The following is a 19,641-nucleotide window of genomic DNA, read 5'->3' on the forward strand; positions in this document are numbered from 1 at the left end:
AACCTTCCGCTACGGCCGGAAGCTGGCAAACCTCTTCGACCCATCCCTGCTCCTTCTTCGGTGGTGTTCGTCGAATCGGCCGTCGTGCTAGTGGCCGCCGTGCTGCTGGTGGGGGTGGTGCGGACCGTGGTCGTGGTAGCGGTCGAGCGCTTCCTGGGCACCTTCCGGCATCGAGCCGTCCGCGTTGCGGACCAGGAAGACGCCGACCATGCCGCCGTCGGCATGGAACTGCACGTGGCAGTGGTACATCCAGACGCCGGGTCCGACGCCGTGCCCCGCCTCGACCTGGAAACCGAAGGAGTCGCCTGGGTTGAGGTCCCTGTTGTCGATCACGCGGCTCGGGTCGTTCGGCCCTTCCAGGTATCCGGTGCGGTTCTCCGCCCAGCGGTGGGCGTGCAGATGGAAGGTGTGGAACGTGTTGCCATGGCCGATCGCGATGAACTCGACCCGCTCGCCGAGGTTGGCCTCGATCACCGGGATGTCGGGGGCCATCTTGTTGTTGATGGTCATGTCGTTGAACACCACGGTGTATTGCCGCTGTGGCAACAGGTCTCCTGGCCTGCGGACGATCAGCGCGCCGTAGAGCCCGGTGCGAATCCCCTCGGTCCCGTGCTCGCCGTTCATCGCGTGATCGTGGTAGTGCCAATAACCCGCGCTGCCCGGCAGCCAGCGCCCGTCCTCGGCTTCGACGGAACCCTGAGTTCGCCAGGTGTACTTGCGCACCTCGCCCGGCTCGTTGAAGGAGTCGTTCATCGGGCTGCCGTCGGAGGTGGTGTCGTACTCCACGCCGTGCGGATGGATCGACAGCCGCCGGTCGGTGTTGTTGACCAGCGTGATCTCCAGCGTGTCGCCCTCGACGATTTCCAGGATCGGCCCGGGCACCGTGGCCTCGCCGGGCTTGAGGCCGTAGCCGAACTGGCCGCCTGCCAGCTCCTCGGCATACACGGTGACGCGCCGGATCTTCGGCGCGGCGGCGGTGACCCGCACCGGCGCGGCAGCGGCTGGGCCCGCTCCGGCGCCGGTCATGACCGCGGGCACCACGAACCCGGCCGCCGCCGCGCCTGCCAGCATCGACCGGCGCGAGACCGACCGCGGCACGCTGCCGAAACGAGCACGCTTGTCAACCATGGGGTCTCCATTCGAGTGATCCCCGGCGTCCTGGCCAGGGATGGATCACGGATCGAGCTGGCTGAGGGCCGCGAAGGGGCATCACGCGTCGCGCGCGAGGGGCGGACTCGCGCCGTTCCGGGTTGTGAGCGGTCGCCGAGGAGACTCGTCGTACTCCGCCGTCGCGAACCCGGCAGCCCGGCGGCAGCCTGTGCCGCGTCTGCGCGTTGCCCGCCCATCCCGACGTCCGATCCACGCGTGCCTCGCCTTCAGCGCCGAGGGATTCCGTCGGGACGTTAATTACTTTTGGTGTCCACGTAAATATCTACGGTCAAAATAACCTAACTTCTGCTGCGTTGAGACAAAAGCTCTAGAGCGAACGGCGTAAAGATCCGGACCCGTTCGCCTCACCTGCGCGAACGGGCCCCGGCACCCCGGGGCATCCTGGAAGGAGACGGCGCGGAGCCGTCAGCCACGAACACACCGGGAGGGCATGTGGAGAGCGGCACGGCCAAGGACGGCGACGCGGGTCTGCTCGGGATCGATGACGTCACCGTGGCCGCGAAGCACATCGCGGGACACGTCCTGCGGACGCCGACCGTGCCGAGCCCAGGGCTGACCGAACTGCTCGGGGTCCCTGTCACGGCCAAACTCGAACTGCTGCAACGGACCGGCTCGTTCAAGGCACGGGGCGCCGCCGCGAAACTGCTCACCCTCGGCCAAGCCGAACGCGCCGCGGGGGTCGTGGCCGTCAGCGGGGGCAATCACGCGATCGCCGTGGCCGTTATGGCCGGCGCGCTCGACGTCAAAGCCACCGTGGTGATGCCGAAGTCGGCACCGGCACGCGCGGCGGAGATCGCACGGAAGACCGGGGCGACGGTCCGGCTCACCGACGACATGGCGAGCGCCTTCGCGCTCATGGAGTCGCTGACCGCCGAAGGTCTCACCCTCGTGCATCCCTTCGACGATCCGGTGGTGATCGCGGGTCAGGGCACCGTCGGCAGCGAACTCGCCGCCGACGCGGGCGAACTGACCGACGTCATCGTCAGCATCGGTGGCGGCGGGCTCATCTCCGGCATCGCCGTCGCGCTGCGGGCCCTGCGTCCCGATGTGCGCCTGTGGGGAGTGGAAACGCGCGGAGCGCACGCCATGTCCGCAGCCATCGCCGCCCGCGGACCCGTCCCGGTCGAACTGTCCTCCGTGGTGTCCACCCTCAGCGCGCCCTCGGTGTCGGCTTTGACCTACCGGCACGTCGCGGCGCTCGTCGACGAGGTCGTGCTCGTCGACGACGCCTCGGCCGTGCGAGGCACCCTGGATCTCGCCGAGCATGCCAAGGTGTGGGCGGAACCGGCGGCGGGCTGCCTTGTTCCCGCCGCGCGCACGGTGCTCGGCAAGGTCGGCCCCGGCGCGCGACTGGGTCTCGTGCTGTGCGGCGGCAACGCGAACGCGACCGACGTCATCGGGCTGGCGGACCGGTTCGGCGCGCCTTGAGTCCACTGTGGACTTTCAAGCCAGCAGTGCGACGGCACCGAACATCAAAGGCATGCTCAGTACCGTCGTGCTGAGCACGGCGTCCCTGCCCAGCGAAACACCCTGCTCGAACCGAACGGCGTAACCGAAGACGTTCTGCGCCGTCGGCAGCGCCGCGCACACGACGACAGCGAGCAACGCCATACCTTCGAGGCCGAGAATCAGCCCCAATCCCAGTGCCAGCAAGGGATGAACCACGTTCTTGATCAGCACGACCGCGGCGAGCAAGGGCATCGCCTCTGGCGAGCGGCCAGGCCGCTCCCCCGCGTGCAGCGAGATTCCGAACGCGAGCAGCATCGCGGGCACGGCGAGATCGGCGAGCAGATCGATGGGAGCCATCACCGGCTCGGGAGGCACGATCCCGATCGCCGAGACGATGAGGCCCGCCGCCGTCGCGACCGCGATGGGGTTGCGCAGCGGGGCTGACAGCGTGCGCAGCAATGGCGGACGAGTGCCGTCGGCCCGCTCGGACACGACGTCGAGGATCGTGGTGAAGAACGGAGTCAGGACTGCCAGCTGGAAGACCAGGACAGGGGCGACCTTCGTGGCGTCGCCGAACACGTAGGTGGCGATAGGCAGGCCGAGGTTGCCCGCGTTGACGTACCCGCTTGCCATCGCCCCGATCGCGACCTCGCCCGCGGGCCGCTTGCGCAGCAAGCCGATCGGCACGAACAGCAGGCAGGCCAGTGAGCTGGTGACCGTGGTGACGACGAGGTCTCCCGAGAACACGGCGCCGATGTCGGCGTGTGCCAGCGTGGAGAACAGCAGAGCGGGACTCGCGACGAAGAACGCCGTGCGCGAGAGGACCTGCGTCGCGGATGGGCCAAGCACGCCCAGCCGCCCGACGAGGTATCCCACCGCGATGACGACCCCGATGACGACGAAGCCTTCGACAACCCCACTCACGTCACAGTCACGTTCCAACACGGTAGAGCTGTGACGAAGGTCAACCAAGGGCGGGTCGGCGAAGCGCGTTCGAGCGCACCGAGGTCCAGCGTCCGGGACGCCGAGATCCGCACCCAGGGCGCCGAGATCCGCGTTCGGGACGGTGAGATCCGCGCTGGTGCGCGCCAGATGCGCACTCCGGATGGCGAGATCTGCGTACAGAACGCCGAGATCCGCACCCAGGGCGGCGAGGCCCGCGTCCGGGACGGTGAGACCTGCGTCCGGGCGGGGAGATACCCGTCGGCGCCGGGAATGTCCGGGTGGGCGACGCGAGGTGTCCACCCGGATGCCGGGCGCCGGGTGCCGGGTGCCGGGTGCCGGGTGCCGGGCGCCGGATGCTGGATGCTGGATGCCGGACGCCGGACGCCGGACGCCGGACGCTCGACGGACGCTCGACGGAAGGCGCCGTTGGCATCGGGCGAACCCGGCGCACGAACGCGCCACCCGAACTCAAGTACGCGGGACTCGCGCTGTCGAAGGCAGCTCCCCTGGGCCCGGACGGAGAACCCGGTGGGCACCGATGCGGATCTCGGCAGCTGGAGCGCGGAACTCGCGGGCGCCAATGCAGAACTCGACGGTCTGGACGCGGGACTCGCGCACTTAAGCAGAACTCACGGTCCTGAACGCGGAACTCGGCGTCCGGAACGAGGGATTCGCAGCCGAGCGCTGGGGCTGGGCCCAGCGCGGATCTCGAACCCAGCACGGAACTCGGACCCCATGCGGATCTCGGCGTCGGGAACGCGGATCTCGTGAGCACGAGCGCGGATCTCGGTGTCCTGAGTGCGGGACTCGCGCGCCGGAACGGGGACTCGCCGCCCAGACAGCCCCGGCCGGGCCCGGCCAGCGCGTCAGTCCAGGAGCGCTTCCGCCGGGGCATCGTCGGGCAGGTCACGCAGCCGGACCGCCATCGCCGCCCGCGAGCGCATACCGGTCACCGCGTCGCCTGAGTACAAATTGGACACCTCGAAGGCGCCACCGGCACAGAACGGCACCTTCGGCATGAGCCGGTTTCCCTCGGCGAGCGGCTCGTTGTCCCGCAACCACTCCCGCACGAGACCGTGCCCCGTCATGTAATCGTTGTCGAGCAACACCAGCCGCGCCCAGTCGTTGATGCTCGACGCGAGTACCTCGGTCTCGGCCGTCTCGGGATCGAACAACACGACCTCGTCGCCGCGCGCGGCGAACTGGCTTCCCACGAAGTCCTCCGCGAAGAACAACATGCCATCGGCCTGCGAGTCGTAATCGCGGATCCAGAGCCCGGGGTCGTTCCACCCGGCCACATCCACGACATCGGAATCACCAGCGACACCGCCCACCGCCAGCGAGGGGAATACGTGCAGCGCGGCGTCGAACGCGTACATCCCGTTGCCGCGCGAAAGCAGGTAGGCGAGTTCGCCGAGAAGGCGCTCCGACACGTCCGGGGAAACGACCGGTTCCGCCGGTTCGCCGAGCACGGGAACCCCGACGGCACGGAGACTGTCGATAGCCGCGACATTCGTGAGCACGCCGCCATCCTACGACCGCGACCATGGGCCACCAACCCCTCGCCCAGCACGGGCTTCGCACGGCACGAGCCGGACCAAGTCCGGCCGCACTGAATGCCGACCGCGGGCAGCGCACGGCGGACCGGGGCGTCGTCGCATCACTCCTCGGCAGTGGTTCGCCTCCGGCCCGTCCAATCTCGCCGACGGCGTTGTTGTTGGCGCGCGGCAGATTCCGGGCCGAACACCGGCCGAGACGACCGGGTGCGCTGACATCGCCGAGAAATACCTCGACAGGCATGGTCGTGGTGACCGCCGAACGGGTCACGGCAGCCGAACGCGACGCGTCACGGTCGCGGGAGGTCAGCGAACCGGGCGGTCCGGCGTGATCCGCAGCGTGGCGATGACGGTGGCCAGCATCTCGTAGTGCCCAGCCAGGAGGCACAATTCGATGACCTCGCGTTCGCCGAGCCACGCGCGCAGCGCGGCCCAGCTCTGGTCGTCGAGGTCGCGCTCGTGGTGCAGCAGGTCGACGGCCGCGATCATCGCGCGTTCCCTTGGCGACCAGCCCGGCTCCGCCGGGCCGCGCCGGACACGCTCGACGTCACCTTCGGTCAACCCGATCCTGCGGCCGAGCCGGTCGTGATGGGCGAACTCGTAGTCACAGCCCCGCAGGTGCGCGACGCGCAGGATGACGAGTTCGGTCTCCCGGCGCGGCAGTGAACCGCCCGGCATGAGCCGTCCCGCGAAGTGCAGCCAGCCCACGAACACTCGCCGGTTCTTGCCGAGTACCCGGAACAGCTTCGGTGGTTCCGTGCCGGAGAACCGGCCGATCACGGCGGCGACGGACGAGGCGAAAACACCGATGTCGCGCCGTCCGCCCGGCTCGATGCGCCCGTTACTCACGACTCCGCCTCGGGCTGCGGGGTGGTGAAGGCGATCTCTTCGTCGCGAGCCAGCGACAACGCTGCCGGCAGCTTCTTTCTCGTCGCGACGTCGATGACACGCTGGGCGATCCCCCGCACGGGCAATACCGCGCCGGCCCACGGCGGGGCGACGATACGCCGTTTGCGCGCGACGATCCCGCGTTCGAGCGCGTCGATGCCGACATTCAGCGGAGCGGGCGTGTTCAGTGATCCTCCCCCGGTGAGCGCGGTCGCGGCATTGGTGCCGAACCCCCTGCTCGTCATGTCGGTGTCGAGTTCGGCGAAGTAGGCGACGCCGACGCGCGCTCCCGTGGCGTGCAACTCGATGCGCGCGGTGTTGCCGAGCGCCTCGACCGCGGCCTTCGACGCGCTGTAGGCACCGAGCAGCGGCAACTGGACCGCGGCGGCGAGCGAGGCCACGAGCACCACGTAACCGCCGGGGTGGGCGACGAACGGTCCCGCCGCGTTGAGCGTGTGATAGCTGCCGAGGACGTTCACGCGCAGAGTCTGTTCGAGCACCGCCGGATCACCGCCGACAAGCGGAAGTTGCTTCGCGATTCCGGCGTTGGCCACGACGATGTCGAGTCCGCCGAGTTCCGAAGCCAGCTCGCCGACAGCGCTGGTGACCTGATCGGCGCTTCGCACGTCGCAGGACCGCCACGGCGCATCGCATCGTCCGGCCACAGTGGACAGTTGAGCCGGTTCGATTCCGGCGAGCGCGACCTTGGCTCCCCGTGCGTGCAACCGGATGGCGAGCGCGGCACCGATTCCCCTGGCCGCTCCCGTGATCAGCACCCGCTTACCCGCGAGCGACCCTCGGCGTTGAGGCGACATCGGCGCACCGTACCACCGCGTCCGGGGCGGCGGGACCGGAAAGCCGGCAGTGACCTGTGCAACACGGCCGCGCGGGCTCGCCCTATCCTGGTGCGGTCAGCCCGAACAGGAAAACGAGGTCCTACCGTGTCCAACGACCCAGCGCCGCTTGACCTTGAGCGTCCCAGCGCAGGCCGCGTCTACGACTACCTGCTGGGCGGCACCAACAATTACGCGATCGACCGCGAATTCGCCGAGCAGCAGATCGCGCTCACCCCATGGGTGCGCACCTTCGCGATCGCCAACAGGGCGTTTCTCGGCCGCGCCGTGCGCTATGCCATCGAGAACGGCGTTCGCCAGTTCGTCGACCTCGGCAGCGGTCTTCCCACTCAGGGCAACGTGCACGAGGTCGCCGACCGGATCGCGCCGGGCGAGGCGAAGGTCGTCTACGTCGACAACGAACCGATCGCCCACGCGCATTCGCGGATCCTGCTTGAGGACACCGCCGATCCGGAGCGGCACTTCGCCTTCTGCGGGGATTTCTTCGGCGGCAAGACGTTGTGGACCGAGATCCTTGAGCAGACCGGTCTCGACCGGGACAAGCCCATCTGCCTGCTCACGGTGGCACTGCTGCACTTCATGCCGCCGGAAAGCAATCCAGAGGCGACCCTGGCCTACTTCCGGGAGCAGCTTCCCTCCGGCAGCCTGCTCGTGCTCTCGCACGCGAGCATCGACGAGGAGGATGCCCGTTCCAAGGCCGCGGCCGGCGACATCACGGACAACTACGCCAAGAAAGCGACCCACCAGGCTCATTTGCGCACCCGTGACCAGATCAGCACATTCTTCGGTGAGTTGGACATGGTCGACCCGGGCCTGGTGTGGCTGTCGCAGTGGCGGCCCGACGAGGCCGTCAAGGGCAACCCGGCCGCCTCAGGGGCTCTCGGCGGCGTCGCGCGCAAGGCGTGAGCATTGCCCGGGGTTCCTTCCCTCGTGGGAGGAACCCCGGGCAGTGTCAGGCCGCGACGGCTGCCTTGTCCCGCAAGCTGGTGACGACCTCGGTGAGCTGAGCGCGCACCTCGGCGTCGTCGGCCGGGTGCGTCTCGGCGAAACGCGTGGCAGAGACGGGGATCGACAGCTTGACACCATCCAGCACGGCGGCACCGGCGATACCGGCGGCCTTGCGTGCCTCATCCTGTGCCCACTCGCCGCCGAACCGGCCGAGCGCGATACCGACGACGGCGACCGGCTTGTCCCGCATCGCTCCTTCACCGAAGGGACGCGACAGCCAGTCGATCGCGTTCTTGAGCACCGCGGGCATCGTGCCGTTGTACTCGGGCGAGAAGAGCAGGAAACCGTCGGCTTCCTTGGCCGACTCGCGCAGCCGGATCACCTCCGCCGGAAGCGGCAGCCCCTCGGCGTCGATGTCCTCGTTGTAGAAGGGCAGTTCACCGAGCCCCTGGTGGACACGCAGGTCGACATCGGCGGGCGCGAGGCCGACCGCGACGTCGGCGAGGCGGCGATTGTGCGAACCCGAGCGGAGGCTACCGACAAGGGCGAGGATGCGTACGGACAACGTGGCTCCCAGTGCGGAGAGGGGACAAAACCGAAGCGGACCAGAGTCCGCATCGTACGGTAACACAAGCGGACCGGAGTCCGATTGTGTCATCATGAGTTAGGCTGGATCGACCATGAGCCCACCCCAGACTTCGGATTCGGTCTCCGGGACCAATCAAGACCGGATCCCGTTGCGATTGGCAGGCGAGGGACCACCGGCACGAGCCGACGCGGTCCGCAACAGGGCCCGGCTGCTGGAGGCGGCGGCCACGCTGGTCACCGAGCACGGCGCGGCGCACCTGACCATGGATGCCGTCGCCACCGCCGCCGGCGTCGGCAAGGGCACGCTCTTCCGCCGGTTCGGCGACCGGGTAGGGCTGCTGCTCGCGCTGCTCGACCACACCGAACGCGCCTACCAGGAGTCGTTTCTCCACGGCCCTCCCCCGCTCGGGCCCGGCGCGCCGGCGACGGAACGGCTGCTGGCCTTCGGCGAGACGACGCTCGACTACCTCGTCCTGAACAGGGAACTCAATCTCGCGGCCGAACACGACCACACGCGACGTTTCCTGACGCCACCGCGCAAGGTCAGGGCGACCCACGTGGCCATGCTGCTGCACGAGATCGGTGTCAAAGGCGACATCGAGCTGCTTACCGAGGCACTGCTGGGTTTCCTCGACGTCGCGCTCGTCAGTCACCTCACCACCCAGCGGGACATGCCCCTTGAGCGGCTCACCTCCGGCTGGAGGGACCTTGTCGCGAGAGTGATCCGGCCCGCGGGGTGAGCGGACCTCAGGCTGCCACGGGCACGAGACGCGGGCCGAGCAACTGCTGGAACTGGGCGGCGAGCCGGTGACCGTCCTCGGCCTTGCCGACGAAACGCTTCCGTGAGCCATCAGCGAACCGCACCACGACGGTCACGCGTTTGGACTCCACAGTGGACCATGCCTGCACGATGTGCGTGGCGGCAACGAAGCCCGGTCGCTGTTCGAGCGGCCTCTTCCGGAACTTGCGCTGCCTCCTCCGGCTCGGTATGAACAACGCGACGATCTCGACAATGGTCTCGACCACTTCCGCTGCCATCCGCACCAGCATGCCGAACAGGAAGTAGGCCAGGAACAACAGCGGCGCCGCCGTGACGGCGAGAATCTTGGCGTCGGAGGGATCGTCCCGTAACAGGATGGTTCCCGGCAACGAGGACACCAACGCCAGCCCCAGCGAGATGAACAGCACCTTCAGGCTGAAGCACGTTTCGAGCCAGTGCTCCACTTTGCTCGCGATGTCCTCGCGCTGGACAAGGTAACCGTGGGGCGCGAAAAGCACATCCATGCGCCTGCCAGGTGCGGCGCCCACCTTCGCGATCGTCACGCTGTCCTCTCATCGTCCGTGATCCGGTGGGGAACCCTAGACCAGACGGCGCAGGCACAGCGGCTGTTTTCCGCACTTGCCCAGTGGCGAACGACACCGGGCACGCAGGGGAACCGGGCATCCAGGACGAGCCGGGCAGCGGGCCGCGCCCGAGCGCGGATCTCGATGGCGCGAGTGCGGATCTCGATGTCCTGAACGCGGATCTCGGCGTCCTGGACGGGGGACTCGCGAGAACGGGGCACGAACGGTTCACCTGACCTCCTCGCCGACGCGGCGACCGGGGATTGCCGCGAGCAGTTGCCTCGTATACGCCGAACGGGGCGCGCCGAGGACCTCGCTCGCGCTGCCGGCCTCCTCGACCTTTCCCGCTCTCATGACAACGACCTGATCCGCGATCTGCCGGACCACCGCGAGATCGTGCGAGATGAACAAGTACGTCAGGCCGAACTCTTCCTGCACCCTCACCAGCAACTCCAGGATGCGGGCCTGCACGGAGACATCCAGTGCCGACACCGGTTCGTCGCACACGACGAACTCCGGCCGCAACACGAGTGCTCGCGCGATGGCGACGCGCTGGCGCTGCCCTCCGGACAGTTCCGCCGGTCTGCGCCGCGCCATCGAGGAGCCGAGGGTGACCGCGTCGAGCGCATCGCGAGCGCGAGCTTCCCGTTCGGACCTGTTCCCGATGCCGAACGCCCTCAGCGGTTCGGCGACGATGGTGCCGACCGAGTGCCGGGGATTGAGCGAGGCATAAGGATTCTGGTAGATGAGCTGCATCCGCCCGCGCAGCGCGCGCAGGCGCTCACCACGCGCCGACGTGACGTCGGTTCCCCCGAAGGACACCGTGCCGGCTCGTGGTCGTTCCAGGCCCAGCAACAGCCGCGCCGTCGTCGACTTCCCGGAACCGGATTCGCCGACAAGGGCGAGCGTAGTGCCCTTCGGGATCCGCAGCGAGACGTCGTCGACCGCGCTGATGTCCCGCCGGGACGAGCGAGAGCGCGACGTGAACGTCTTGACGAGCCCGGTGGCCTCGACGAGCGGTTCGGTGCCCTCGCGCTCGGGCCGCAGTCGCAGGCCGGTGAGGCTCGGCGCGGCGGCAAGCAGTCCTCTGGTGTAATCGTGGGCCGGGGCGGCCAGCAGCGAACGGCTCCCGCCCTGCTCCACGATCCGGCCCTTGGACATGACGGCGACGCGCTGCGCCCGGTCGGCCGCGACACCCAGATCATGGGTCACCAGCAGGATCGCCGTGTTCGACGCGGCGGCCAGTTCGTGAAGGTGGTCGAGAATCCGTTGCTGCACGGTGACATCGAGCGCGCTGGTCGGTTCGTCGGCGATGATGAGCCGGGGCCGTGCCGCGAGCGCGATCGCGATGAGCACTCGCTGCCGCAGGCCACCGGACAGCTCGTGCGGGTACTGGCCCGCCCTCGACTCCGGGTGGTCGATACCGGCACGGGCGAGCAATTCGGCGGCGGCGGCTCTCGCCCCGCGCCTGCCCTCGATGCCGTGAATCAGCAGCACCTCGGCCACCTGGTCGCCCACTTTCTTGACGGGGTCGAGCGACATGACCGGATCCTGCGGCACGAGTGCGATCCCGGCACCCCTGACGGCGCGCAGTGCCCTTTCCGGCAGCGTGCTCAATTCGGTTCCCTCGAACCGGAGCGAGCCACCGTCCAGCGAACCTCCGCGCGGCAGCAGGCCGAGCACCGCGTGAGCCAGCGTGCTCTTTCCCGACCCCGACTCACCGACGAGAGCCATGATCTCTCCACTGTGGACGTCAAGGTTCACCGCGCGCAGCGCGGGAACGACGCCGGAGGCGGTCCGGTAGGACACGGCGAGGTCGCCGATGCTCAGCAGCGGCTCCGTCATCGTCATCGTTGCTCCGTTTCCCTGTCGATGGCTCGGGCAACCCGGTTTCCCGCGAGTACGACGGCGGCGATGGCCAGTCCTGGAAAGGTGGTCAGCCACCAGGCCGTCGCGAGGAAACCCCTCCCCGACGACACGAGTGACCCCCACTCCGGAGCCGGGGGCATCGCGCCGAAGCCGAGGAAGCTCAGCGCCGACACCTCCAGCACGGCGGTGCCGAACGTCAGTACCGCGAGCACGAGTACCGGGCCGAACGCGTTGGGCAGCACGTGCCGTGCCAGCACGCCCGGCCAGCGGAGACCGCTCACCCTCGCCGCCTCGACGTACACCGACGAGCGCACCCGCAGTGTCTCGGCACGCATGAGCCTCGCGAAGTCGGCGATCCTGGACACCCCGACGGCGATGGCCACGTTGGTCGTCCCGAAGCCGAGCGCGGTCACCAGTGCCAGTGACAACAGGATCGAGGGAATCGCCAGCAGGACGTCCACGACGCGCATGATCGCCGAGTCGGCCCAGCCGCCCCGGTACCCGGCGACGAGCCCGAGCAGCGAACCGGCGACCAGCGCCACGAACACCGCGATGACGGTGGCCCGTAACGAAAGCGAGGCTCCGTGCACGACCCTGGCGAATACGTCCCTGCCGGTCTCGTCCGTGCCGAAGAAGTGGGCGGCCGAAGGACCCAGCAACCGGTCGGCCGGGACACCCGTGACGGGGTCGTACGCGGTCCACCAGCCGGGCACGAGCGCCCACGACAGCGCGATGCCGAGCACGAGCACGGAAAACAGCAGGCCCGGCGTGCGCCACAGTGGACGGTTCCGGCGGCGTGGCCTTCCGGCCCGGATCACGGTCTCAGACATGGGCACGCTCCCTGGCCGGTCCGGCGTCCGGTGTGTGCGCGATCCTCGGATCCAGTACCGGATACAGGAGGTCGACGATCAGGTTGATCAGCACGAACACCGCGGCGGCGAGCACGATGACGGCCTGCACCACCGGGATGTCCTGCGCCGTCACCGCGTCCGCGGTCACCCTGCCGATGCCGTCGCGAGAGAACACCGTCTCCGTGACGACGGAACCGGCGAGCAGATTGCCGGTGACGACACCGGCCAGCGTCAGCGCGGGAACGGCGGCGTTGCGCAGTACGTGTCCGATATGGACTCTGCTTCGGCTGGCGCCCTTCGCGGCGACGACGTCGACGTAGGGCTGCGCCTGCTGGGTCGCGAGGCTCTTCGCGAGCACCTGGGCGACGATGGCGCCGACGGGCAGCGCCAGCGTCACCGAGGGCAGGATCACCGATTGGAAACCCTCCCCGCCCATGGCCGGCAGGAGTCCCAGTTCGAACGAGAAGAGCTGGATCAACAGCAGTCCCACCCAGAAGGGCGGCAGTGAAATCCCCAGCGGCGGAAGGGAAAGCAGAAGCTGACCGAGCCACCGCTGCCGCGGGTAGGTGCCCAGCAACGCGACACCGCCGCCGATCACGATGGCCAGCAGCAGAGCGGGAACGGCGATGGCGAGTGTCGAGGGCAGCGCGGACACCACCATGTGCGTCGCGGTCTCCCCTGTGCTGACGGACGTGCCGAAATCGCCGGTGAGAGCAGCCAGCAGGCGGTCGGCATACTGGACCGGTACGGGTTCGTCCATGCCGTACTCGGCGCGTATCGCGGCCAGTTCCGCCGGATCAGCGGTGATGCCTCCCTCAGCCGAGCCGAGCTTGGTCAGTACCGCGTCGCCCGGCAGCAGGTAGAGGATCACGAACGACACCGTGAACGCGGCCCACAACACCAGTACCGCCTGCGCGAGCCTGCGCAGCACATAGGCCACGGGTACCTTGCCTGCCGTCACGACGGCGAGACCCACGCATCGAACAGCCGCAGCCGCGACGAAGCCTCGAAGGCGACGTCGTGCGCCGTCGGTCCCAGCGCGATCACCTGGGACAGTTCGAAAACCGGGATCGCGTAGGCATGCTCGACGATGAGCCGTTGCGCTTCGGCCGCGCCGGGCCCTCGCACGGCGGCCTCGGTCGATGCCGCCTGCTTGTCGAGCGCGACGTCGAGCGGGTTGCCCGGTTCGAGTTTGCTGCGATCGCCCGCTTCGGTCGAGAAGGTGTTGCGCAGGATGTCCGGGTCGGCCCTCGTCACGTTGTACCAGAGGAATTCGTAGTCACCGCGCTGCTGCCGGTCGGTGACCTCGGGGGTCGGGTGCGGTTCGACCCGCAGCTCGAAGCCGACCGCTCTGAGTTGCTGCTGCACGAGTTCCAGCACGCTCTGGCTCTGGTTGAACGCCGACGAGAAGATCACCGACGCGCTGAGCCGCTCTCCGTTTCGCACCCTGATGCCGTCGGGACCCTCGACCCAGCCTGCCTCGTCGAGCAGCGCCGACGCGCCGTCCGGATCGTGGGCGAGCTCGGCGGAAAGGTCGGTGTGCAGCGGTGTCGAGGCGGCGAGGATACTGCTGGCCGGTGCGTAGTTGGGGCTCAGCACGGTATCGCTGACTTCCTTGCGGTTGACCGCCTTCTGCACGGCCTTGCGGACGTTCTCGTCGGCGAGCACCCCACGAGCGGTGTTGGCGTGCAGGTTGAACACGATGCCAGGGTTGGAGCGCACGGAGCTGCTGAATTCGCCGCCCTCGAACCTCGCCTCGTCGACCGGCTGCACGTCGGTGATCGCGTCGAGCTGGCCGGAGGCCAGACTCCCCGTGCGCACACCGGGTTCCGGAACGATCCGGTAGATCACTCTGTCGAGATACGCCTCGCCTTCCCTTTCCCACAGCGAGGAACCCCACGTGTAGCCGTGCCGCTTGCCGATGACGATCTCCTGGTTCTGGCTGAAGCTCTCGAACACGAACGGCCCCGAGCCGATGAGTCCCTCACCCCTGCACCGCTGTTGCGGGGTCGCGTCGTAGGCGGCCGGGGCGAGCAGACCGAGTGACATCGTCGAGGTGGCCTGGAGGAACTGCGCGCTCGGCTCCGCGAACTCGACGCGCGCGGTGTACTGGTCGACGACGGTGGTCCCGGTGTACTCGGCGAGGTATCCCGAGGCCACGAGCGCGCTCGGCCCCAGTTCCTTGATGCCGTCGAAGCTCGCCTTGACGGCGGCGGCGTCGACGGGGCTGCCGTCGGAGAACGTCGCGCCTTCGCGGAGCTGGAAGGTGAAGCTTTTCGCGTCGTCGGCGACCTCCCATCGCTCGGCGAGCCACGGGGCGATCTCACCGGTTTCCGGGTCCTGATCGGTGAGCGAGTCGACGAGCTGCCTGCCGACGTTGAGGCCCGCGTTGAGACCGACCTGCTGCGGATCGACGCAGTCTGGCGGTGTCGCGATGCCGATGGTCAGCGTGCCTCCCGGCCTCGGAGGCCCTTCCTGCCGTGTTCCGCCGCCCGCGCTCTGCGAACAAGCCGACGCCAGCAGTGGCACGGCGAGAAAGAGCGTGATCAGGGCACGGGACACCGGGAGCCTCCAGTGGATGATGACGAGAGCACCGCGGCCGGAAAGAGGACCGGCCGGGTGGCGGGACGACCGCGACACCGATCTTTCCCTTCACCGCGGGGATGTCAACGAATGGCGACGGTCTCCCGGCATCTGGACGCGGGGAATTTCTTTCGGTTCGTCGCGTTGTCCTCCGATCGGCCGAAGCGAACGACGACCGAGTCTCGTGTGGACGATGGCCAACGAAGTCGGCACCTGCGCGGCAACGGATTCGACAGATCATTTCCACGCGTTAGTTTCGGGTGATTAGTTTCAGCGGGTCGATTCCTAATCCGTGAACACCGCTTGCGCGGGGGGCAGGGACGCACGAATGATCGGGCCATGTCCGCCCCGCCCTCCCCGTTCGATCCGGCGTCTCAGCTCAGCCGGAGATGGCGCCGTGGAACCACATTGGCCGCCGCTATGGCAAGTCTGCTCGTGTTCACAGCGTGCGCGCCCGCACCGGAATCCGAGATCGGTCCTCCTGCGGGCGAACCCCTGCCGACCGAGGTACCAGAAGGGACCGAATTGGTCGTCGCCGACCAGAACGAGGCACTGCAAACCCTCATGCGCGCCTCCGGCGAGCACGACCGGCTCGCCTCGGCCGCGCAGTACGCCAACTTCCTCGGCGGGCCGGCGATTCTGGAGGCCATCAGAGCGGACGCCGTCGACCTTGCCGTCGTCAACGACACTCCCCCGATTCAGGCACACGCCTCAGGGGAAAGCGTGCCGATCGTCGCGGCACGGCGACAGTCCCTTCCCGACTACCGCATGGCGGTCGCGCCGGGCGCCGACGTGACGACGCTGGCCGACCTCAAAGGCAAACGCATCACCTACGGCGAAGGCACAGGACGCCAGCCCTACGTGTTGAGAGCGCTGCGAAAGGCGGGACTCACCACGGCCGACGTCGAACTCGTCCCGTTGAAAGCAGCCGACTTTCCCGACGCCATCCGCACCGGCCAGGTCGACGTCGCCGTGCTCAACGAACCGCATTTCACGCGCTATCTCACCGAATACCGCGACGCTGGCGCCACGGCGGTGCCCGACGCCGAAACCGAGGGAGTCGCGAGTGGACTGCAATACCTCTACGCGAGAGGTTCCGCGCTGAGCGACCCCGCGAAGGCCGCCGCCATCAGGGACTTCGTTCAGCACTGGGTCACCGCGACCCACTGGGCCGAGCAGAACAAGGACGACTGGATCGACGCCTACTACGTGCGCAACCAGAAACTCGGGACTGAGGAAGGAAACCGGATCGTCGAGTCTGAAGGCGAATTCTCCTTCCCCCCGCTGGACGACGAGCTCATCGCCGTGCAGCAGGCCACGATCGACATCATCGAGCAAGCCGGTGATCTCCCCGGACCACTCGACGCGCGCGACGAGTTCGACATCCGGTTCGACCCGGTGATCGCCGAAGCCGCCGAAGCGGCGGGCGCGAGCAGGCAGGCGAATCCGTGACGCGCAACCTCGCTCCCTCCGCCGAAGACACCAGCCGGACCGGACGGCCGCCGTCGCCCCCACCACGCGGGAGTTCGGCTCCCGGCAGGTCACGCCGACTCGTCCCCCGGCCGCTCAAGCCGATCGGGCTGCTGTTCGGCCCGGTCGTCGTGCTCGTGGTGTGGGAAATGGCCGCGACGGTCGGCTGGTTGTCCCCGAGGCAACTCGCCGCACCGTCGGTGGCGGTGCGCACCGCCACCGAGATGTTGTTCGACGGGGAACTGCTGCCCCACCTCGGCGCCTCGGCCCAGCGCGCGTATCTCGCGCTGGCGATCGGCATCGTGGTGGGCCTCGTACTCGCGCTGGTGTCGGGACTTTCCAGGATCGGTGAGGCCAGTATCGACGGTCTCGTGCAGATCAAGCGCGCCATCCCCACGCTCGCCCTGATCCCGCTCGCGATCCTGTGGCTGGGCATCGGCGAGGAGATGAAGGTCGCCGTGATCGCGGCCAGTGTGTTCGTTCCGATCTACCTCAACACGCACGCGGCGCTACGCGGCATCGACCTGCGGCACGTCGAACTGGCCCGCAGCGTCGGGCTCGGCCGCGCCGACTTCGTGCGCAGAGTCGCACTTCCGGGGGCGCTTCCCGGATTCTTCACCGGATTGCGCCTTTCGGTCACGATGTGCTGGACGGCGCTCGTGGTGCTGGAACAGATCAACGCCACGGAGGGGATCGGCTATCTCATGACCAAGGCGCGAGACTACGGACAGACCGACGTCATCGTCGTCGGTCTCGTCATCTACGCGGTCCTCGGCCTCGCCTCGGACTTCGCGGTACGGCTGATCGAGCGGAAAACACTGTCCTGGCGAAAGACGATCGGCTCATGAGCGCCTCCGCGGTGCACACCGAAGGGCTCACCCGGAGCTACGGCGGCAGGGTGGTGCTCGACGACGTCGACCTGCGTATCGCGCCAGGCGAGTTCGTGGCGCTCATCGGCCGCAGCGGCTCGGGCAAGAGCACCCTGTTGCGGGCATTGGCTCAGCTTGACGACTATGTGGACGGTTCGGGCACGGTTTCCGTGCCGGACAACCGGTCGGTGCTGTTCCAGGATTCGCGGCTGCTGCCCTGGGACAGGGTGCTCGACAACGTGACGATCGGCCTGCCCGGACCGGAGGCGAAAGCACGGGGAAAAGCGGCGCTGGCCGATGTCGGGCTCGCCGGAAGGGAACGGGCGTGGCCCAATGCCCTCTCCGGCGGCGAGCAGCAACGCGTCGCGCTGGCCAGATCGCTGGTGAGGGAACCGGATCTGCTGCTGGCCGACGAACCGTTCGGCGCGCTCGACGCACTGACCCGGCTGCGCATGCACGCGTTGTTGCTCGATCTGGTCGCCGCGCACCGGCCTGCCGTACTGCTCGTCACCCACGACGTCGACGAAGCGCTCGCCCTCGCGGACAGGGTGCTGGTGCTCGAAGCGGGCCGGGTCGTCCTCGACCACGCCGTCGGCCTTCCGCGTCCCCGGCGACACGGCGCACCGGAACTGGCGGGGGCACGCGAGGAACTGTTGCGTGGTCTCGGCGTCGACGTCTCGCCCGGCGAGCGGCCGGTCACCGCCTGAGCGTGTTGCTCCGCGAAACCCACAGCACACCGGAGAAATGGAAGAACCCGATGTCGCGCACCTTGCATCTCAACGTCTTCATCCACGGCAGAGGACACCACGAGGCGGCGTGGCGGCATCCGAGAGCCGGTTCGGCCCCGCTCACCGACATCGGCTTCTACGAGCAGATCGCGGCCATCGCGGAGCGGGGCAGGTTCGACTCGGTGTTCTTCGCCGATCATCTCGCGATCGGCTCCGAGGTGCGGCACGCCGCCCGGGGCGCGCTCGAACCGCTGACCCTGCTCGCCGCCCTCGCGCGGGCGACCGAGCACATCGGACTGATCGCGACCGCGTCCAGCACCTACACCGAGCCCTACAACCTGGCACGGCAGTTCGCCTCGATCGATCACATCAGCGGCGGCAGGGCAGGCTGGAACATCGTGACGTCCTGGCTGAAGGCCACCTCGGCCAACTTCGGTGACAGCGCGCAACTCGGCCACGACGAGCGCTACGACAGGGCGTTCGAGTATCTGGACGTGGTGACGAAACTGTGGGACAGCTGGGCCGACGACGCCCACGTCGACGACAGGCACTCGGGAACCTACGTCGACGCCGACCGGGTACGCGCCATCCGGCACTCCGGCCGCTACTACCAGGTGGCCGGGGCGCTGAACGTGCCGCGCTCACCGCAGGGCAGGCCGCTGCTGGTGCAGGCGGGTTCCTCCGACAAAGGCAGGCAGTTCGCGGCGACGTACGCGGAAGCGGTGTTCACCGCCCACCTTGAGAAAGCGACGGCGGTGGAGTTCAGCACCGATCTCAAGGCCAGGGCCGCGGCACTCGGCAGGGACCCCGGGCACGTCCTCGTGCTGCCGGGGCTGAGCCCCGCCATCGGCTCCACCGAGGCCGAGGCGGCGGCGCTGTGGGACGAGCTCAACGCGCTCACGGTGCCCGAGGTCGGTTTGGGGCACCTTTCGGCGAGGTTCGGCGGCGCGGACCTTTCCCATCTCAGCCTCGACGAGCGCCTCTCCCCCGGCGACCTGCCCGATCCGGCGAACGTCGAGGGCGCGCAGAGCCGCGCGGAACTGATCCACCGGCTCGTGGCCAGCGAGCGGCCGACCCTGCGCGCGTTGTTGCACAAACTGGCGGGAGGAAGGGGGCACTACATCACGGCGGGAACCCCCGAGCAGATCGCCGACGTGATCGAGGACTGGTTCCGCTCTGGCGCGGCGGACGGGTTCAACGTGATGCCGCCCATCCTGCCCGCGGTGCTGACCGACTTCGTCGAGCAGGTGGTTCCGATCCTGCAACGCCGTGGCCTCTTTCGCAGGGAGTACACGGAGAGCACCCTGCGCGGTCACTACGGCCTTTCGCGCCCGGAGAACCGCTTCTTCCCCGCCGGAAGGTAATCGCGAGTCCCCCGCTCAGGACGCCGAGATCCGCGCCGAGGACAGCGAGATCCGCACTCGTGCACGCGAGATCCGCGCTCACTCCCTGAGCCGCCGGGTAGGGGCCTCACGGAATCGACCTCAGTCCGCCTCGTTCGCGGGACGCGACTCGGACGGGTGATGCGC

Annotated in this window: 19 protein-coding genes; 8 read left to right on the forward strand and 11 right to left on the reverse strand. The window is 68.5% G+C overall.

Translation table 11 applies throughout. From position 1 onward, the window contains the following. Positions 1-87: 87 nt before the first annotated feature. Entirely contained in the window at positions 88-1,128 is a 1,041-nt protein-coding gene (locus BAY61_RS16710) for a multicopper oxidase domain-containing protein (RefSeq protein WP_091804943.1), read from the reverse strand. Between the two features lie 474 nt (positions 1,129-1,602). Between BAY61_RS16710 and BAY61_RS16715 the strand changes: the two genes are divergently transcribed. Beyond that, positions 1,603-2,598, forward strand: coding sequence for a pyridoxal-phosphate dependent enzyme (locus tag BAY61_RS16715; protein WP_245865156.1), 996 nt, complete (start codon positions 1,603-1,605; stop codon positions 2,596-2,598). A gap of 15 nt (positions 2,599-2,613) precedes the next feature. Here the strand turns inward: BAY61_RS16715 and BAY61_RS16720 are convergent, their stop codons facing one another. The 4 genes from BAY61_RS16720 to BAY61_RS16740 all read right to left on the reverse strand — a co-directional run bounded on the left by BAY61_RS16720 (position 2,614) and on the right by BAY61_RS16740 (position 6,823). Continuing rightward, the gene (locus BAY61_RS16720) at positions 2,614-3,543 is read right to left on the reverse strand and encodes an AEC family transporter (RefSeq protein WP_091804945.1); all 930 of its coding nucleotides are present in this window, start codon (positions 3,541-3,543) and stop codon (positions 2,614-2,616) included. Between the two features lie 887 nt (positions 3,544-4,430). Next, entirely contained in the window at positions 4,431-5,087 is a 657-nt protein-coding gene (locus tag BAY61_RS16730) for a hypothetical protein (protein WP_091804950.1), read from the reverse strand. Positions 5,088-5,426: 339 nt separating this feature from the next. After that, positions 5,427-5,969, reverse strand: a complete 543-nt coding sequence (locus tag BAY61_RS16735; protein ID WP_091804953.1) for a carboxymuconolactone decarboxylase family protein — start codon at positions 5,967-5,969, stop codon at positions 5,427-5,429. Next, positions 5,966-6,823 (reverse strand): SDR family NAD(P)-dependent oxidoreductase, encoded by an 858-nt coding sequence (locus BAY61_RS16740; protein WP_091804956.1) that lies wholly within the window; start codon positions 6,821-6,823, stop codon positions 5,966-5,968. The genes BAY61_RS16735 and BAY61_RS16740 overlap by 4 nt, the downstream gene beginning before the upstream one ends. A 126-nt stretch (positions 6,824-6,949) precedes the next feature. On the opposite strand from BAY61_RS16740, the gene BAY61_RS16745 reads away from it, so the two are divergent. Beyond that, positions 6,950-7,768: an SAM-dependent methyltransferase gene (locus BAY61_RS16745; RefSeq protein ID WP_091804960.1), complete on the forward strand. Its 819-nt coding sequence runs from the start codon at positions 6,950-6,952 to the stop codon at positions 7,766-7,768. 46 nt (positions 7,769-7,814) lie between these two features. Here the strand turns inward: BAY61_RS16745 and BAY61_RS16750 are convergent, their stop codons facing one another. Then, the gene (locus BAY61_RS16750) at positions 7,815-8,375 is read right to left on the reverse strand and encodes an NAD(P)H-dependent oxidoreductase (protein ID WP_091804963.1); all 561 of its coding nucleotides are present in this window, start codon (positions 8,373-8,375) and stop codon (positions 7,815-7,817) included. 115 nt (positions 8,376-8,490) lie between these two features. Between BAY61_RS16750 and BAY61_RS16755 the strand changes: the two genes are divergently transcribed. Next, positions 8,491-9,138 (forward strand): TetR/AcrR family transcriptional regulator, encoded by a 648-nt coding sequence (locus BAY61_RS16755; RefSeq protein WP_091804966.1) that lies wholly within the window; start codon positions 8,491-8,493, stop codon positions 9,136-9,138. Positions 9,139-9,145: 7 nt separating this feature from the next. Here the strand turns inward: BAY61_RS16755 and BAY61_RS16760 are convergent, their stop codons facing one another. Then, a complete protein-coding gene (locus BAY61_RS16760) occupies positions 9,146-9,721 on the reverse strand; it encodes a hypothetical protein (RefSeq protein WP_091804968.1) in 576 nt (191 codons plus the stop codon). Positions 9,722-9,804: 83 nt separating this feature from the next. Here BAY61_RS16760 and BAY61_RS32945 point away from each other — a divergent pair, with 83 nt between their 5' ends. After that, positions 9,805-9,978: a hypothetical protein gene (locus BAY61_RS32945; RefSeq protein WP_170140204.1), complete on the forward strand. Its 174-nt coding sequence runs from the start codon at positions 9,805-9,807 to the stop codon at positions 9,976-9,978. On the opposite strand, the gene BAY61_RS16765 is transcribed toward BAY61_RS32945, so the two are convergent. The 4 genes from BAY61_RS16765 to BAY61_RS16780 are packed head-to-tail and all read right to left on the reverse strand — an operon-like array spanning position 9,971 to position 15,024. Continuing rightward, entirely contained in the window at positions 9,971-11,587 is a 1,617-nt protein-coding gene (locus BAY61_RS16765; protein ID WP_091804970.1) for a dipeptide ABC transporter ATP-binding protein, read from the reverse strand. The two genes, BAY61_RS32945 and BAY61_RS16765, sit on opposite strands and share 8 nt — an antisense overlap. Before the next feature lie 2 nt (positions 11,588-11,589). Continuing rightward, the gene (locus BAY61_RS16770; RefSeq protein ID WP_091804971.1) at positions 11,590-12,441 is read right to left on the reverse strand and encodes an ABC transporter permease; all 852 of its coding nucleotides are present in this window, start codon (positions 12,439-12,441) and stop codon (positions 11,590-11,592) included. Then, the gene (locus BAY61_RS16775; protein WP_245865158.1) at positions 12,434-13,438 is read right to left on the reverse strand and encodes an ABC transporter permease; all 1,005 of its coding nucleotides are present in this window, start codon (positions 13,436-13,438) and stop codon (positions 12,434-12,436) included. The genes BAY61_RS16770 and BAY61_RS16775 overlap by 8 nt, the downstream gene beginning before the upstream one ends. Then, entirely contained in the window at positions 13,420-15,024 is a 1,605-nt protein-coding gene (locus BAY61_RS16780) for an ABC transporter substrate-binding protein (protein ID WP_211323581.1), read from the reverse strand. Before BAY61_RS16780 ends, BAY61_RS16775 begins: the two co-directional genes overlap by 19 nt. Before the next feature lie 441 nt (positions 15,025-15,465). Between BAY61_RS16780 and BAY61_RS16785 the strand changes: the two genes are divergently transcribed. The 4 genes from BAY61_RS16785 to BAY61_RS16800 are packed head-to-tail and all read left to right on the forward strand — an operon-like array spanning position 15,466 to position 19,476. Next, positions 15,466-16,497, forward strand: a complete 1,032-nt coding sequence (locus BAY61_RS16785; protein ID WP_245865160.1) for an ABC transporter substrate-binding protein — start codon at positions 15,466-15,468, stop codon at positions 16,495-16,497. Continuing rightward, positions 16,494-17,363 carry an ABC transporter permease gene (locus BAY61_RS16790; RefSeq protein WP_091804977.1) on the forward strand — a complete coding sequence of 290 codons (870 nt, stop codon included), beginning with the start codon at positions 16,494-16,496 and terminating at the stop codon, positions 17,361-17,363. Before BAY61_RS16785 ends, BAY61_RS16790 begins: the two co-directional genes overlap by 4 nt. Further along, entirely contained in the window at positions 17,360-18,091 is a 732-nt protein-coding gene (locus BAY61_RS16795; protein WP_091804979.1) for an ABC transporter ATP-binding protein, read from the forward strand. The genes BAY61_RS16790 and BAY61_RS16795 overlap by 4 nt, the downstream gene beginning before the upstream one ends. 50 nt (positions 18,092-18,141) lie before the next feature. After that, on the forward strand, positions 18,142-19,476 hold the full coding sequence (locus BAY61_RS16800; RefSeq protein WP_091804981.1) for an LLM class flavin-dependent oxidoreductase: 1,335 nt from the start codon (positions 18,142-18,144) through the stop codon (positions 19,474-19,476). The last annotated feature ends 165 nt before the right edge of the window (positions 19,477-19,641 follow it).

It is taken from the genome of Prauserella marina, from assembly GCF_002240355.1.
Lineage (GTDB): Bacteria > Actinomycetota > Actinomycetes > Mycobacteriales > Pseudonocardiaceae > Prauserella_A > Prauserella_A marina.

Bases quoted from the DNA above. Each gene is read 5' to 3' on its own strand.
- BAY61_RS16785 (WP_245865160.1), top strand. From the start codon at position 15,466: ATGGCAAGTCTGCTCGTGTTCACAGCGTGCGCGCCCGCACCGGAATCC.
- BAY61_RS16710 (WP_091804943.1), bottom strand. From the start codon at position 1,128: ATGGTTGACAAGCGTGCTCGTTTCGGCAGCGTGCCGCGGTCGGTCTCG.
- BAY61_RS16740 (WP_091804956.1), bottom strand. From the start codon at position 6,823: ATGTCGCCTCAACGCCGAGGGTCGCTCGCGGGTAAGCGGGTGCTGATC.
- BAY61_RS16800 (WP_091804981.1), top strand. From the start codon at position 18,142: ATGTCGCGCACCTTGCATCTCAACGTCTTCATCCACGGCAGAGGACAC.
- BAY61_RS16795 (WP_091804979.1), top strand. From the start codon at position 17,360: ATGAGCGCCTCCGCGGTGCACACCGAAGGGCTCACCCGGAGCTACGGC.
- BAY61_RS16770 (WP_091804971.1), bottom strand. From the start codon at position 12,441: ATGTCTGAGACCGTGATCCGGGCCGGAAGGCCACGCCGCCGGAACCGT.
- BAY61_RS16765 (WP_091804970.1), bottom strand. From the start codon at position 11,587: ATGACGGAGCCGCTGCTGAGCATCGGCGACCTCGCCGTGTCCTACCGG.
- BAY61_RS16755 (WP_091804966.1), top strand. From the start codon at position 8,491: ATGAGCCCACCCCAGACTTCGGATTCGGTCTCCGGGACCAATCAAGAC.